We start from the raw sequence: 14,223 nt of genomic DNA, 5'->3' as shown, positions 1-14,223 counted from the left end.
TCGGCAGAATCGACCAATAGCGATGCCGAACGAGGGCAATAATATAAAGCTAAAAAATAGCATAACTAAAGCGACTCTTGTTGGCTATAGCAAGGTGAAACAGCTATAATCACCGGCTTACATTTTTTAGGGGATTTACCTTTGCAATTTACCGATTTTTCGTTGGACAAGCGCCTGCTTGACAGTTTAAAGCACCTTGGCATTTCTACGCCTACCGATGTTCAAGCGCAAGCACTTCCCATTGCCTTATCAGGTAAAGATTTAATGGCATCGTCTAAAACGGGCTCAGGTAAAACCTTAGCGTTTTTACTGCCAGCAATGCAACGGGTAATCTCTTCAAGAGCATTGTCGAAAAAAGATCCTCGGGTACTCATCTTATTACCGACACGTGAATTAGCCCAGCAAGTTTATGGCCAATTACGCTTATTAGTCGCCAATACTCAATATAAGGCCATTAGCGTACTCGGTGGTGAGAACTTTAATGACCAAGCCAAAGCCTTGTCGAGAGATCCTCACTTTATTGTCGCCACGCCTGGACGTATTGCGGACCACTTACAACAGCGTCACTTGTATTTAAATGGCCTAGAATTGTTGGTTCTTGACGAGGCTGACCGTATGCTCGATTTAGGTTTTGCTCCGCAGTTAAAAGCGATTAATGATGCAGCCGATCATAAACGTCGCCAAACCTTGATGTTTTCAGCTACGTTAGATCATGACAGCATTAATGACATTGCCGCAACGCTACTCAAAACACCGAGTCATGTATCGATTGGTGAGTCTTACACAGAACATAAAGACATTGAGCAGCGTATTATTTTGGTGGATCATTTAGACCATAAGCAAGCCTTGCTGCAGCACATTTTAACTCAAGAGCAACACAAGCAAGTAATTGTATTTACGGCAACACGTTCAGACACAGACCGTATAGCCACTTTATTAGCATCACAAGGCTTTACCACCTCTGCGCTCAGTGGTGATTTAAAGCAATCGGCTCGTAACCAGATTATGGATCAATTTGCTCGAGGCCAATCACAGATATTAGTGACCACAGATGTAGCATCACGCGGCCTTGATTTAATCAACGTATCGTTAGTGATTAACTTTGATATGCCAAAGTTTGCTGAAGAATACGTCCATCGTATTGGTCGTACTGGCCGAGCGGGCGCTAAAGGCGATGCGGTCTCATTTGTGGGTCCTAAAGATTGGGACAGCTTTAAAAAAGTACAACTGTTTTTACGTAAAAACTTTGAGCCCACTGTGATTGAAGGCTTAAAAGCTAAGTTTACCGGCCTAAAAGATAAGCCTCAAGCAGGTAAAGCAGCGGTTAGTACCAAAGGTGTTGAAGTCAGTAAAAGAGCCAGCGCCACTAAAAAACCTAAAGCGGCACCCAAGAGTGATAAACGCTTTATTACTGGCGTCGATGTCGGTGATGCGCCAGTACGCCGTAAAGTAAAACCGATTCAAGTTATTGAAGACGACGGCACAACAGAAGACTAAATCGCTCTCAAACTGCGATAACAAATGATGGATGTAGGGTAATCGTTACCCTACACAAATGAACGATAACGACAATGCCAACGGCACTCTCGTATGAATAAACCAGTAAGGATTAACATGAAAATTTGTGGTGTTGAATTAAAAGGCGGCGAAGCCATTATCTGTTTACTGACCTATGAAGGCGAAACGTTTAACGTGCCAGCATGTCGTAAAGTCTCATTCAGTATTTCACAATCGGCAAGCACTGAATCAATTCGTGAATTCAACTTTGCGTTTCAAAAATTAATCGCCGATTATAAAGTCGATGAGATAGCCATTATTGAACGTGAACAAAAAGGTAAATTTGCAGGCAGTGCCACCAGCTTTAAACTGGAAGCAGCCATTCAATTAAGTGATATCCCTGTTACGCTTATTTCTCCTTTGATCGTTAAAGAGCAATTAAAGCGTAACCCACCACAAGTTGACTTTGAATCATTAGATCTAAAACGCGTCCAGCTTAATGCATTTGACGTTGCTTATGTTCAGCATAACCGACTCATCTTCGGTAAAGTGTAATCCACTGCTGCCACCGTTCTATATTGGCGTTACCGATACCGACACAGATAGCGGTAACGTCAAAAACAATCAGTTGACCTATGTCAGACAATAAAGCGCCCAAAGCCCCACCTAAAATGCCCGTCAAATCGGCAAGCCAAGCATTAAAACCCAAAACCGATATAAGCCTGTTGATCACTAGCGCCGACATTAAAAAACAGCAAAATGAGCAAAGTGCGTTACGGTATTTAAACGGTTACCAGCCTGACGTGGTTGATAAAATTCGCCAATTGGTTGATGCAAACGCATTAGGCACCCACTTTTTAACCCGTTACCCGAAAGTACACGACGTTCGCACAGACAAAGCCTTGTATGATATGGCAATAGCATTAAAAAATACGTATATGCGTCAATCAGATCCATTAGCCAAAGTCATTTTTGATGACAAGATTAGCTTAAGCCATCACGCGCTAGGTTTGCATTCATTTGTTAATCGCCGTCAAGGTAATAAAGTCAAAGCCAAAAATGAAATTCGAATTACCTCGCGCTTAAAGCACATTCCGTTTGAGCTATTGCAAATGGTGGTAGTGCACGAATTGGCTCACCTGCGGGAGAAAGAGCACAACAAAGCGTTTTATCAACTGTGCACCTTCATGCTCGCGGATTACCATCAGTTAGAATTTGATATGCGAGTCTGGTTAGTAGCCGAAGAAGTGGGCCAATCGCCTTACGCGAAATAATCGATGAGCTTTTAGCTCAACTTTTTGCTTTTAAAAAGTTGCCCAGAAATTGAGCTCAGACATCATCCAATTAGATTGTGTTGTAACTCATTTCTGGACGAAAATAAGTTACTGCATAGATACAACTGTTTTCACTTCGCATGAGTAAAAGTATTAGATTTTGCGCCCTCTTGTTTAGGCGCTTATTAGCTACACATTTACTGGAATACTGATTTGTTATTTGAGTAAAAGCGATAATAAGCAGAGTGCAAAGGTGTTTCTTGTGTTTCACACCAGTACACCTCTATTAAAGAACTCATTGTTTTTAAGTCACTTACTTGTCCATAAAAATTTACGTAGGGCGTTTTTACTTTTTTTTCAACGAATAACTCAATTGCTTGCTGTGCTCTCTTCTGAGCATGTGAGTGTAAAACTAATTTAGCTTCACGTCCTACAGACGTAGCATCTCCACAAGTAATAACTTCTGAACTATATGCAATACCAGAACAGAATAAAGCAAATAAAATTGAAATATACTTCATCGTTTTCCTGTATCGCTAACACGCAATAAACGGCGAGAAACAGTTTGCTAAAATGGAGCGGAATGAGCCAACTGTTAAGAGTCCGACTTAAAAACCCTTGTTATCATTCGTCTTGCGAGCTACTCTCTTGGGACTAAAGAACCCACAAGCCTCCCGAGTAGCAGTCGTTGGTTGATCCCAAGAGCCACATAAATCTTTTTGATTTTCTGGCGTTCTTGTAAACTGTCTACATTGCCCACATCGATGCATTGGTAGCTCCACTAAATAAAAATAACTTTATGCAAATCAAAATAATTCACCTTTTATTGGCTCCTAACAACTTATTGAACGGCTCGTCAAATAAAGTCTGCCGCTTAAGTTATTGATTAATAGCATCCTACAATTGTTATATCTTTGATGTAAAGCGACAAATTATTCGCCAAATACATCGCCACCCGTTTTTGAAGAAAAGGTTAGTGGCCATGTTATCTGGCAGTTTTTTGATTTATCTATGGGAAATGACAAAAGGCTAGACATCCAACCCTTTGTTAGCCAAATAAATTAATAAGTGAATATCCCACCATTTTAACGAAAGAGAACACTGTAATGACTGATATCGTGATATTTTTCAGTTTACAGTTATTGATGGATAACCGCCCTCTTCGTTCACGTTATTCCCATTCGCCTAATATTTTATTGAGTAACACATTTAATGCTGTTTTTTCATTTTTAGATAAAAAAGCCATTTTTTCTTGCTCTTGTTGATGTAATTCAACAATTACTTTGCCAATTAAAGATTTACCCTTCTCGGTTAGTTGAACTAACTTTCCACGTTTATCTTGTGGGTTATCTACACGCTCGATAAAACCTGCATTAGTGATCCGATTTAACAATTTAGTCAAACCTCCGGAGCTAAACAACATAGAATGAGATAATGCTGTGGCTGATAAACAGTGCGGTGGTGGTTCTTTTCTCAATGTTTCTAATGCACTAAAATCAGCCGATTGGAGGCCATAACGTTCAACTACTTTAGTTAAATTCTGCTGTAAATGTTGGTGAATTCGATGAATTTTTAATATTTCAGGTGAAATATTTTGATTGGATTCCGGCCAATTCTCTGCTGTTTTTGTCAGTATGCTAGTAATTGATTTTTGTTTGCTCATAATCTCATTCCTTGTTAATGAAGACAATATAACTTGCTAGAAAGCTAAAATACAACTACTATCTTCCTTTCTGGAAAGCAAGTTAGGCTGTTATGAGTAAGTTTATTTCTACACCATTATTATTTTTATTGGCGGGTATCTCCGCATTAACACCTTTTGCAACAGACGGGTATTTATCCGCTCTTCCGGTCATGGCTGAAGATCTCAATACGGATATATCATTGATAGCGGTGACGGTTAGTTTGTATATCTTTGGCCTCGCTATTGGTCAATTGATTGGCGGACCATTATCAGACAGATTCGGTCGCAAGCCTGTCATTATCACAGGTTTGGCCATATTTTCCATTGCGAGTTTTTTTATTCCCTATGGCCATTCAATAGAAATGCTTTGGGGATTGCGTATGATCCAAGCTATCGGCGGTGGTATTGCCGTTGTCGGTGTTCCTGCCATTATAAGAGACAACACGTCAGGAAAAGATTCTGCTCGGTTATTTTCATTAATTATGTTGATTACTATGCTGGCTCCTTCAATTGCGCCTTCCGTGGGAACTGTCATTTTAAAGACCCTGGACTGGGGCTGGATTTTTACTTCATTAGCATTGCTCGGTCTTATAGTGACCATATCGGTCATCGTCATCATGCCCAAAGAAACTAAAACTAAACAAAGGGTTAAAAATCGTGGTTACCTTAGTGTGTTTAGAGAACGTCGTGCATTAGGTTATTTATTAGCTCAAGGTTTTGGCTTCTCTGTCTTAATTACTTTTTTGACTAATGCTCCTTTTGCCTACATGGAGCAATTCCATGTTGATGAGGCGTTTTTCTCTGGATTATTGATCCTTAATGTTGCTGGGGTTGCTGTTATAAATCGTCTTAACCATTTTTTATTACAGCGGATTGAGCCGAATCAATTATTGAAAATATTTTTAAGTATTCAGATGCTTGGTGTGTTGATATTGGTGGTTGCAACCGCCTTTTTCCCTAACATTTTGTGGCTAACTGTATTTGGTTTTGTTGCGACAACAGCAACAATAGGAGGAATAATGCCCAATTCAAGTGCCTGTTTTATGAATTATTTTGGTAAAAATGCAGGGATTGCAGCGGCAACCTTAGGTGCGACTCAATATCTTGTTGGGGCAGCAGTGAGCGCTCTAGCAGCAATATTGAGTGATGATTCCCTATGGCCGATTGTGCTTATAATGACGACCGCCACGATCATTGCACTTTGTGGTGCGCTCTACCGACCACAAGCTCAGGCTGAAGATAACGTTCAAAACCTCAGCCATGCTGGTTAAGTTATTTTTTCTGAGTGAAATACATTGAAATACATTGAAATACATAGCTGAAATACATAGCGGCCCATTTTTTGAAATAACAAATAACCCCTTTCTATTTGAGTTGCGATCACCTTGTATAATTTTATCATCGAGCAAATTCAACAGGATGGTTTAACAAATTAGCACTCGATGGCCAATTCATCAGTAATATGGTCGATTTAACACAGCAGGATAGCTTGATATCAATCAAGCCTAAAGTGATGTTATGGGATTAAAAAGTTAGCGTTTAGGCACACGACCAGCGCTGGTAGTTTGCTGCGCCTTGGCGTCATTTTCGGTCTAAATGTACATATACAACACTTAACTTGAGGCCGTTGAAGACTCTTTACAAAAGACTGCGTGAGCCTGAAGGCCTTTCTCGCACATCCATGTGCTTCAAGGCATCCTGCCTATCAGATCCCCATAGGAAGCTATAGCATTTTCACTCTTTACTGCAAGATGAGCCGAAGCAGGCTTCAAATGAAGTTAAAAACTGGATCAATCCCCATAGCGACCTTTTCGCAGCGGTTATTTAATCTATTGGAAAAATGTTGCGGGGCGGCTGGGCGGCTGGGCCAATTATTTTATAAAGAATAAAGAGACAATAGCCGTTGGTTTCCTCTTGGTCTGATGTGGCGAAGCGCCACGATGTTAGTGGCCGCAGGCCATAAATAATAGATCAAAAAAACTGACTCGCAACCATGACTAGGAGAATGAAAAACTAAAATACCAACACAACATGGATACCCGCAAGCCATAAAAAATGCAGCCCTTAGGCTGCATTTTTTATGGCTATCACAACTACACTCGGTGTAATAAGCCTCAGCTAATTAACCCAAATCCATCATCATGCTTCGGCTACGTACCAAAGCTTGAAAGGCGTGTAATTGCTTTTTAGGTAAGACTTTAGCTTCTGCGATGTCGGCTTTCATTGCGTCTACCGGACGACCATTCACAATATACTCATAATGTAAGTGTGGACCCGTTGACGCACCCGTATTACCTGATAATGCAATCACCTGCCCTCGTTTTACACGTTGGCCTCGTTTAACTAAAAATTTCGACAGATGCAGGTAACGAGTACGCACTTTATTGTTATGTTCAATCACAATATAGTTACCCGCGAAAGCATGCTTCTTAACCAGCGTCACCACACCATCACCCGGAGCCACCACTTGAGTACCAATAGGGGTAGCAAAGTCGGTACCATTATGTGGCCGAATCCGACCCGTAATCGGGTGTTTGCGGTTGGGGTTGAACCGAGAACTTAACCGCACAGTTCTATTTAATGGGATACGTTGGAAAGCAGGCGTTAAACTTTGACCTTTAATATCGTAATAGTTGCCATCAGCATTTTGAAACGCGGTAATGTCCCGACGCCCGGTATTAATACGAATGCCTTCAATCGATGTGATACCTGTTGGTTCACCTTCAACAAATTGATCGTTGACTAAAACCGAAAATGTATCACCTGCACGTAACTCACGTGAAAAGTTTAATTTTGACTTTAACAGTGATTCGACTTTCTGAATCTCGGCAGCACTTAGGCCTGCATTTTTAGCCGATACATAAAAAGAGCCGTTAATTTCACCGCCCACAATGCGGTTTTGCCATATGCCATCGATATTAATGTCATTTACGGCGTAAGTTCCGTCTTTAAAACGAGTAAATACCACTTGATGAGCAGGGTTAAAATACAGCTCTAATTTATCAAGTTCACCATCGGCATTATCCCAAAATTGGATGCGGTTACCCGGTAACAGGGTATCTAAAGCTAAAACTTCTAAATCAGCCTCAAGCACTTTATACATGGTTCGTTGGTCAATACCGGCTAATTCAAACAAACGACTTAAGGTATCACCACTTTCAATCACCCGATTTAAAATAGGTGTTGCAGGCTTAACGATCGTCAAAGCTGTATCTTGCTGAGCTATGTGTGGCAATAATGAATCAATATCAATGGCCACAGGAATACGTTGTGATGAAAACTCTTGTTGTGTTGGCCATAAAAGCGCAGCGCCTACAGCAAATACACTTACTAACAAGACTTTCTTGTGCAGGTTTGTCACGTTTGGTAAGTTCAATTGACTTGCGGCTAGCCGCTGGAAGTCCATAACTTTACTTATTAGCAATATCTAATCCACCCTAAAAGACGACTCTTTATATTTATTTTCTTTTACTGCACATTGTTATTGCGACACAGAGGCTAACGTCAGTTAACGCTATGTCATTATCTCATTTTTATAATGAAAATAACCCTACACTTGATACTACGCCATCCGGTAAAAACGGTTTAACATACCGACTTTTGCACTCAAATTACATTCCAACACTCTTTTATATCAAAAAACAATCATATTACAAATATAAAATATTATTTATTTAACCTTTAATTTGAACTCGATTGCAGTAATCACTGGAGTTTGAGGCAGATCACCCTGCATTAATCGCAAATTCATTCTGTAATTTGCTAATACCAAGACCGTTCATTTTATTCACTTTTATCTGTACATCGATCCGCTCTTTCATGGCTTCAATATGGCTAATGACGCCTATCATTTTGCCCGATGCATTTAAATTATCTAATGCATCTAATGCAGTATCTAATGTCTGGCTGTCCAAGGTACCAAAGCCCTCATCTAAAAAGAGTGAGTCAATGCTCGTTTTATGACTTACTAGATCAGATAACGCCAACGCAAGGGCTAAGCTAACTAAAAAGCTCTCACCACCAGACAGTGTACGGGTATCGCGCACTGTGTCACCTTGCCAGGTATCGAGCACTTGTAATTCTAATGCATCTGACTCTTTGCGTTCGAGTAAGTAACGGCCTTGTAAGCGTTCAAGCTGTCGATTCGCTAATGCGACTAAATGATCTAATGTAAGCCCTTGGGCAAATTTACGGAACTTATCGCCTTTTTGTGAGCCTATTAGTGCATGCAAATAAGCGAGGTCGTCGTAAACTTGCTGCTGTTGTGCCTGCTCTTTTAGCAATTGTTGCTGCCCTTCGCGCTTACTTGCATCTAGCTCTAGCTCATGGGTTAACCGCCAAAGCGTCTGCGTTAATTGTTGATGCTCAGAATCGAGGGCTTGATGCCGTTGGAGCATGACGGCTTGTTGGGTTAAATCATAGTTATGTTGTTGACCAAGCAGAGCAAGCTCCGCTTGCAACGCAATGGCTTGCTCAACTAAGGTATTTGCCTTAACAATGTCATTGTCTAACTGTTGTTTAAGCTGTTGCAACCTGTGACGCTCATCAGCACAGAGTAATGCTTGCTCGAAAGCTTGTTGGTCGGAAAATGGGCTCGCTTGTAGAGCACTATTCCATTGGCTTTGTAATTGCTGCCATTCTTGATTAACTTGTGTTGCCTGAACTTGCATGGATTGCTGCTGTGCACTTAAGCTGGCAAGGTGCTTATCTGCTATTTGTAATTGCTGCTGTACTAACTCAAATTGTTGTTGTGCTTGATCTAACACCGTTTGACTGCGTTGTTTTTCATCCTCAATGACTTTATCAGCAAAGACCTCGTTACGTTGACCTAACACAGTACTGAGCTGCGTCTGTACCTTATCAACTTGTTCACTGATCGCGGTTAACTTGGCGGTCTGCTCGTCCGCTTGCTGATGATTGGCCATGAGCTTTTCAGCTGTGATACTCAATTGCTGCTGATTGTCGACAGCCTGCTGCTGCGCTTGAGTCCAACACTCGAGTTGTTGTTGTAACTCGTTGAGCCATATAACGGCATTCACTATTGTTGGCGGCGTTAACCCTGAAGCAGTAATTTGTGTTTCAAGCGCATTGATTAATGCAGTTTGCTGCGCAGTGACGGCCTCAATGTGCTGTTGATGGTTGAGTAAACCTTGCTGCAAGTTATCAAGCTGTTGTTGTAATAACCCTTGCTGATTGATCTGCTTAACGAGCGCTTGCTGTGCTTGAATCACATACTGTTGGTGTTGATGTAACGTTTTTTGACATTGGCTAAGCTCAGTAATGGTGACAGCCAATTGCTGTTGTTTGGTTTCGGTTTGGGCAATGTAATCGGTTAATGCTTGTTCTTGCTGCAAATCCAACTCAAGAGAGATTGATAATGTCTCAGTTTGCTGCCGCCACTGCTGCGCAATGGTTTGAATATCTGTGTGAATTTGACTTAGCTATTGTTGTAAATTGTCATCGTTAACTTGTAACGCCGTTTGCTGATGGTTAAGTTGCTCACCTTGCTGTTTAATCACATCAAGTTCAGCTTGTAACTGTTGCGCCCTTTGCTCGGTAACCGACACATTCAGCGCTTCATAGCGCTCAACTAGCGGATGATCGGTCGAGCCGCACAAGGCGCAAGGCTCACCCGCTTTTAGTTTGGCGCGCTCGATGGTTAAATTGGCAATTTGTTGCTCTTGCTGTAGCAACATTTGAACATCTTTAACTTGCTGATTTTTATCACTCCACTGAGTTCTCACCACAGTAAGAGACTGTAGCAGTGCCTGCAACTCAGTCTTAAATTGCGCCGATTGACGGGTTAACTGCTGACATTGCTGTTGCTGGCGTGCAAACTGGCTAAACAACTGGGTTAATTGATAACGCCCAGATTGCTGCTGAACAACTTGCTGATAATCATCATTAATTTTCGTTTCGTCTTGTCCAGCCAACAGCGTAATTAATGCTTTTTGGCTGTCATCTTGCTGCGCTGTCGCCTGAGTTAGCTCCGCTTGAGCCTGTTGTATTTGCGGCGCGAGCGCAGTGAGTGTGTCTTGAGTTTGTTTTATGCCGGCTTGTTGCTGAGTACATTGGTTATGAATTTGGCTACGTTGGTCACTTAGTTGCACAACTTGTGTGTATTGGGTTTGCCAAGCGGCAAACTTTTTAGCCACTTCTTGACCTTGAGGCAAACTATCAAGTTGATGATCAATTTGCTGCTTCGCCGCTGTCAGCGCCTGTTGCTGGGTCAATAACAGTTGTTGTTGCTCGCGGCCCTTTTGTTGCTGTTCATATGTTTGTTGATGGGTTAATTTGACCTGAGATAACTGATAACTGTGCTGATTAATTTGTTGATCCAGCGGCAGTACTTGCTCATCGATCAACGACAGCAGTGTTTTATGCGCCTGATTAACTTGCTTAACCTGTTGCTGGCCCTGTGTGTGCTGGTGTTTATGGGTTTGCAGTGCCGTTTCAGCTTGCTCGGTTTGTTGGCTTAATTGACGGATCTGTGCGGTTAACTCTTGGACTTTTTTGTGCGCTTTTTGCTGTTGCTCAAATAATGGCAAAATGTGTTGTGCCGGCTCGCTATGCTGCAATTGTATTAACGCTTCACTATGTTGCTGCTGGCACGTTAGCGCGTCTTGCTGTTCGCCCTGAACCTTTACCAATGCCTGCTGTGCTTGCTCAGAATTAGTGGCCCAAGTGATAAATTGGCTTAACTGAGTCAGTTGTAATTGTTGCTGCACCAATGTTTGTTTAAATTGTTCAATTTGTTTATTTTGTTGATCGACTTGTTGTTCATCAAACAACTCGACACTGCCCAGTTTGGCCTCGAGTAATTTCACATTAGTCTTGGCTTCACTAAAGTGCTGATGAACCCGCTCAGAAATAAGCCCGTAAATTTCAGTACCGGTGAGCTCTTCAAGTAATTCCGCTCGGTCATTGGCATCGGCATTCAAAAAAGCGGCAAACTGCCCTTGAGATAACATCATCGATTTAGTGAAGCGAGCAAAGTCGAGCCCGGTGATCTGTTCAATGAGTTCCGTTTTGCGCTTTATTTGACTGGCAAGAATTTTACCGTCACTCAGTTGTGCCAGTTCCACTTGAGCATCTTGCAAGTTACCGTCGGCTTTGTCGCGCGAGCGACGTTGGCTCCAAAAGGCGCGGTAGGCAATGCCTTTCACTTCAAATTCGACTTCGGCTAAACACTCTGCGGTGCCGCGAGTCATTAACTCGTTAGTGGTTTTAGAGATATTATTTAACCGCGGCGTTCGGTGGTAAAGCGCTAAGCAAATGGCATCGAGTATCGTGGTTTTGCCTGAACCCGTTGGGCCTGTGATGGCAAATAGTCCGTTTTCAGCAAAAGGCGATTGGGTAAAGTCGATTTTCCACTCGTTTTTAAGCGAGTTAATATTTTTAAAACGAAGGCTTAAAATTTTCATGACTGTTCACCGTCTGTAGCACTTTTTGTTGCAACCTCTGTTTTACCATGATGGGTCATCGTTTCTTGCAGAACATGGCTCGCGGCGGTTTCTTGGGTGTTTCGCTCTGACTCCACCTCGGCAACTATTTGGCTAAAGCGCTGCTTAATTCGGCCTAATTGTGCCTGTTGGGGATCGCTGTCAAATTGCTCTTGGGCTAAACGGCGCGCAAACACTTCCTCGACACTCAACTCGGATAAGGTTTCATTATCAAGCTTTTTAATGTGTTGCTGTCGTTGACTACGGGCACGCTTTAATTGCAATACCTCAACCGCCTTGTCTTGAGTCATGTCAGCAATACGAGACTGTAGATCAGACAAATAGTCTTGCTGCGATACTTCAATGCTTAACCAAGTGGTTTTTGTCGCGGCTGTTTGAGAAGAAAATGCATTTATCTGCTGCTCAATGCTATCTAAATCACCTTTTAGCACCTGCATGGGCTGAAAAATAGGCACCATTAATGGCGTGACGAGGGATAATTGAGCATCAGTAAATTCAACCAAAAACACTGATTTATTACTGGTGTTATTGGTCGATAGTTCATCAAAACTTAATGCTATCGGTGAGCCGCTGTAACGAATATGCGCAGATTTCGCCACCACTTGTGGGCGATGAATATGGCCTAATGCAATGTAGTCTGCCGCGGGGAAATGTGCCGCATTAAAGGCATCTAAACTGCCAATATAGATATCACGTACTGATTCTGAAGTGCTGGCTCCTACCGTGGTTAAATGACCTGTCGCCACAATGGGTACCTGCGTGGTAAATGTGCTATTGAGCTGCTTAGCTTGCTCAAAACAACGCTGATATAACGCACTAATGGCATCACCCAGTTTGCGTTGCTTATCCATTGAAGACTCACCAGATTCACTTAACACTACATCACGTGGGCGTAAAAAAGGTAACCCACATAAAATAGCCCCAATTTCACCTTGGCGGGTTTTAAGTGCAAATACATGCTCTTCAAAATGTTCTAATGCACCAGGGATCACGATAGTATTAAGGCAAGCCAGTAGATGTTTAGATTCATTCAAGGTCGAAACAGAATCGTGATTACCGCCCAGTAAAATCAGCTGGCAACCCGTTTGTTGAATTTGAACAATAAATTGATTGTACAGTGCTCTGGCATAACTTGGCGGAGTGCCAGTATCGAAAATATCGCCAGCAACAATAATGGCATCAACTTGATGGAGGCTTATTTGCTCAAGTAACCATGTCATAAAGGCTTGGTGCTCGGCTGCGCGGCTTTTGCCATAAAAATATTGGCCAAGATGCCAATCTGATGTGTGAATGATGCGCATAACATCCCTTTAAATATAAACAAACATGAACGTCAAATAATGATGGCGTGAATAAGCCCAAATTATCGATACTATGACCACATGTAGATCACATGTATTGCGACCACAATAATTTCCCGCTCATACCTAATGACATCACCACCACCAAAGGTTTAATAATTTTAACCCCTTTAGTGACCACTAAACGTGAGCCTAACGTTGCGCCAACCGCTTGGCCAACGAGCATAATTAATCCCAGCACGACCGCCACTTGCCCCCCGATAAGAAAGAAAATTAGCGAGGCGATGTTAGTCGCAAAGTTTAATAATTTAGCATGAGCAGTTGCTTTGGCTAAACCAAACCCAGCCAATGAGACAAACGCTAACGCAAAGAAACTCCCAGTACCGGGACCGAAAAAACCATCATAAAACCCAACGACTAATGCCGCAGTGAAGGCAAAAACACTCGGAGTAAGAATTTGCTGGCGATCTTGCTCGCTAATTTTTTTAGAGAATAAAAAATAACAGCCAATCGCTAAAATCAAAAATGGTAGCACCACTTCCAGTAGTTTTGCATCGATCATTTGTACTAATATTGTGCCGATAGAGGCACCGATAAATGCGCATAACAATGACAGTTTTATGCTAGGCAAATCAACCATTCCTTTGCGCACAAAATATAAACTCGCAAAAAAACTACCACCACATGCTTGCAGTTTATTGGTACCCAATGCGGCCGCAGGCGGCAATCCCGCCCACATTAATGCCGGTATAGTCAGTAACCCTCCGCCACCGGCAATCGCGTCAATAAAACCCGCAACCAAAGCAACAAAAAATAAAATAACCGCGAGCTGGAGCGTGAGTTCAAACATTACGTTTCTCGTTATTAGCAACAAGGGTGAAGTCGGTAAGACATAAGACGAGGCGTTATTAGACAATCTTTATCGTCAAAATACAAAGCGTTCCGAGATATTTATTCAATTTTACTTAACTAATAGCGACTCTGGAAAATAAATGATTATTAAA

General features: G+C 42.0%; 9 protein-coding genes and 2 pseudogenes. 4 read left to right on the top strand and 7 right to left on the bottom strand.

From position 1 onward, the window contains the following. The first annotated feature begins 141 nt into the window (after positions 1-141). The 3 genes from AAEY93_RS04830 (at position 142) to AAEY93_RS04820 (ending at position 2,771) form a co-directional block, all read left to right on the top strand. The gene (locus AAEY93_RS04830; RefSeq protein ID WP_101032123.1) at positions 142-1,497 is read left to right on the top strand and encodes a DEAD/DEAH box helicase; all 1,356 of its coding nucleotides are present in this window, start codon (positions 142-144) and stop codon (positions 1,495-1,497) included. A 117-nt stretch (positions 1,498-1,614) separates the two neighbouring features. Continuing rightward, a complete protein-coding gene (locus tag AAEY93_RS04825; RefSeq protein ID WP_101032124.1) occupies positions 1,615-2,052 on the top strand; it encodes a DUF3010 family protein in 438 nt (145 codons plus the stop codon). A gap of 116 nt (positions 2,053-2,168) precedes the next feature. Then, the gene (locus AAEY93_RS04820; protein WP_101034695.1) at positions 2,169-2,771 is read left to right on the top strand and encodes a YgjP-like metallopeptidase domain-containing protein; all 603 of its coding nucleotides are present in this window, start codon (positions 2,169-2,171) and stop codon (positions 2,769-2,771) included. 197 nt (positions 2,772-2,968) lie between these two features. Here the strand turns inward: AAEY93_RS04820 and AAEY93_RS04815 are convergent, their stop codons facing one another. After that, a complete protein-coding gene (locus AAEY93_RS04815) occupies positions 2,969-3,292 on the bottom strand; it encodes a hypothetical protein (RefSeq protein ID WP_124011778.1) in 324 nt (107 codons plus the stop codon). A gap of 650 nt (positions 3,293-3,942) precedes the next feature. Next, positions 3,943-4,434 (bottom strand): MarR family winged helix-turn-helix transcriptional regulator, encoded by a 492-nt coding sequence (locus AAEY93_RS04810; protein ID WP_124011779.1) that lies wholly within the window; start codon positions 4,432-4,434, stop codon positions 3,943-3,945. A gap of 92 nt (positions 4,435-4,526) precedes the next feature. On the opposite strand from AAEY93_RS04810, the gene AAEY93_RS04805 reads away from it, so the two are divergent. Continuing rightward, on the top strand, positions 4,527-5,726 hold the full coding sequence (locus tag AAEY93_RS04805; RefSeq protein WP_124011780.1) for a multidrug effflux MFS transporter: 1,200 nt from the start codon (positions 4,527-4,529) through the stop codon (positions 5,724-5,726). 851 nt (positions 5,727-6,577) lie between these two features. Here AAEY93_RS04805 and AAEY93_RS04800 read toward each other — a convergent pair. The 5 genes and pseudogenes from AAEY93_RS04800 to AAEY93_RS04780 form a co-directional block, all read right to left on the bottom strand. After that, entirely contained in the window at positions 6,578-7,861 is a 1,284-nt protein-coding gene (locus AAEY93_RS04800) for a peptidoglycan DD-metalloendopeptidase family protein (protein WP_164839576.1), read from the bottom strand. Positions 7,862-8,180: 319 nt separating this feature from the next. Then, positions 8,181-8,708, bottom strand: a pseudogene (locus AAEY93_RS21270) (SbcC/MukB-like Walker B domain-containing protein); the annotation flags it as partial. A 2,520-nt stretch (positions 8,709-11,228) separates the two neighbouring features. Beyond that, positions 11,229-11,879 (bottom strand): annotated as a pseudogene (locus AAEY93_RS21265) (AAA family ATPase); the annotation flags it as partial. Then, a complete protein-coding gene (gene sbcD / locus AAEY93_RS04785; RefSeq protein WP_124011782.1) occupies positions 11,876-13,219 on the bottom strand; it encodes an exonuclease subunit SbcD in 1,344 nt (447 codons plus the stop codon). The gene sbcD and the pseudogene AAEY93_RS21265, both read right to left, overlap by 4 nt. A gap of 88 nt (positions 13,220-13,307) precedes the next feature. Then, positions 13,308-14,069, bottom strand: a complete 762-nt coding sequence (locus AAEY93_RS04780) for a TSUP family transporter (protein WP_101032129.1) — start codon at positions 14,067-14,069, stop codon at positions 13,308-13,310. Positions 14,070-14,223 lie beyond the last annotated feature (154 nt).

This window comes from Shewanella sp. CAL98-MNA-CIBAN-0140, assembly GCF_040309905.1.
Taxonomy (GTDB): domain Bacteria; phylum Pseudomonadota; class Gammaproteobacteria; order Enterobacterales; family Shewanellaceae; genus Shewanella; species Shewanella psychromarinicola.
Note: the sequence above shows the minus strand (reverse complement) of the source record. Positions and strands in the feature narration are given on the sequence as shown.

Excerpts from the sequence above, each read along its gene's own strand:
- AAEY93_RS04825 (WP_101032124.1), top strand. The coding sequence starts at position 1,615 with ATGAAAATTTGTGGTGTTGAATTAAAAGGCGGCGAAGCCATTATCTGT.
- AAEY93_RS04820 (WP_101034695.1), top strand. The coding sequence starts at position 2,169 with ATGCCCGTCAAATCGGCAAGCCAAGCATTAAAACCCAAAACCGATATA.
- AAEY93_RS04815 (WP_124011778.1), bottom strand. The coding sequence starts at position 3,292 with ATGAAGTATATTTCAATTTTATTTGCTTTATTCTGTTCTGGTATTGCA.
- AAEY93_RS04810 (WP_124011779.1), bottom strand. The coding sequence starts at position 4,434 with ATGAGCAAACAAAAATCAATTACTAGCATACTGACAAAAACAGCAGAG.
- AAEY93_RS04805 (WP_124011780.1), top strand. The coding sequence starts at position 4,527 with ATGAGTAAGTTTATTTCTACACCATTATTATTTTTATTGGCGGGTATC.
- AAEY93_RS04800 (WP_164839576.1), bottom strand. The coding sequence starts at position 7,861 with ATGGACTTCCAGCGGCTAGCCGCAAGTCAATTGAACTTACCAAACGTG.
- sbcD (WP_124011782.1), bottom strand. The coding sequence starts at position 13,219 with ATGCGCATCATTCACACATCAGATTGGCATCTTGGCCAATATTTTTAT.
- AAEY93_RS04780 (WP_101032129.1), bottom strand. The coding sequence starts at position 14,069 with ATGTTTGAACTCACGCTCCAGCTCGCGGTTATTTTATTTTTTGTTGCT.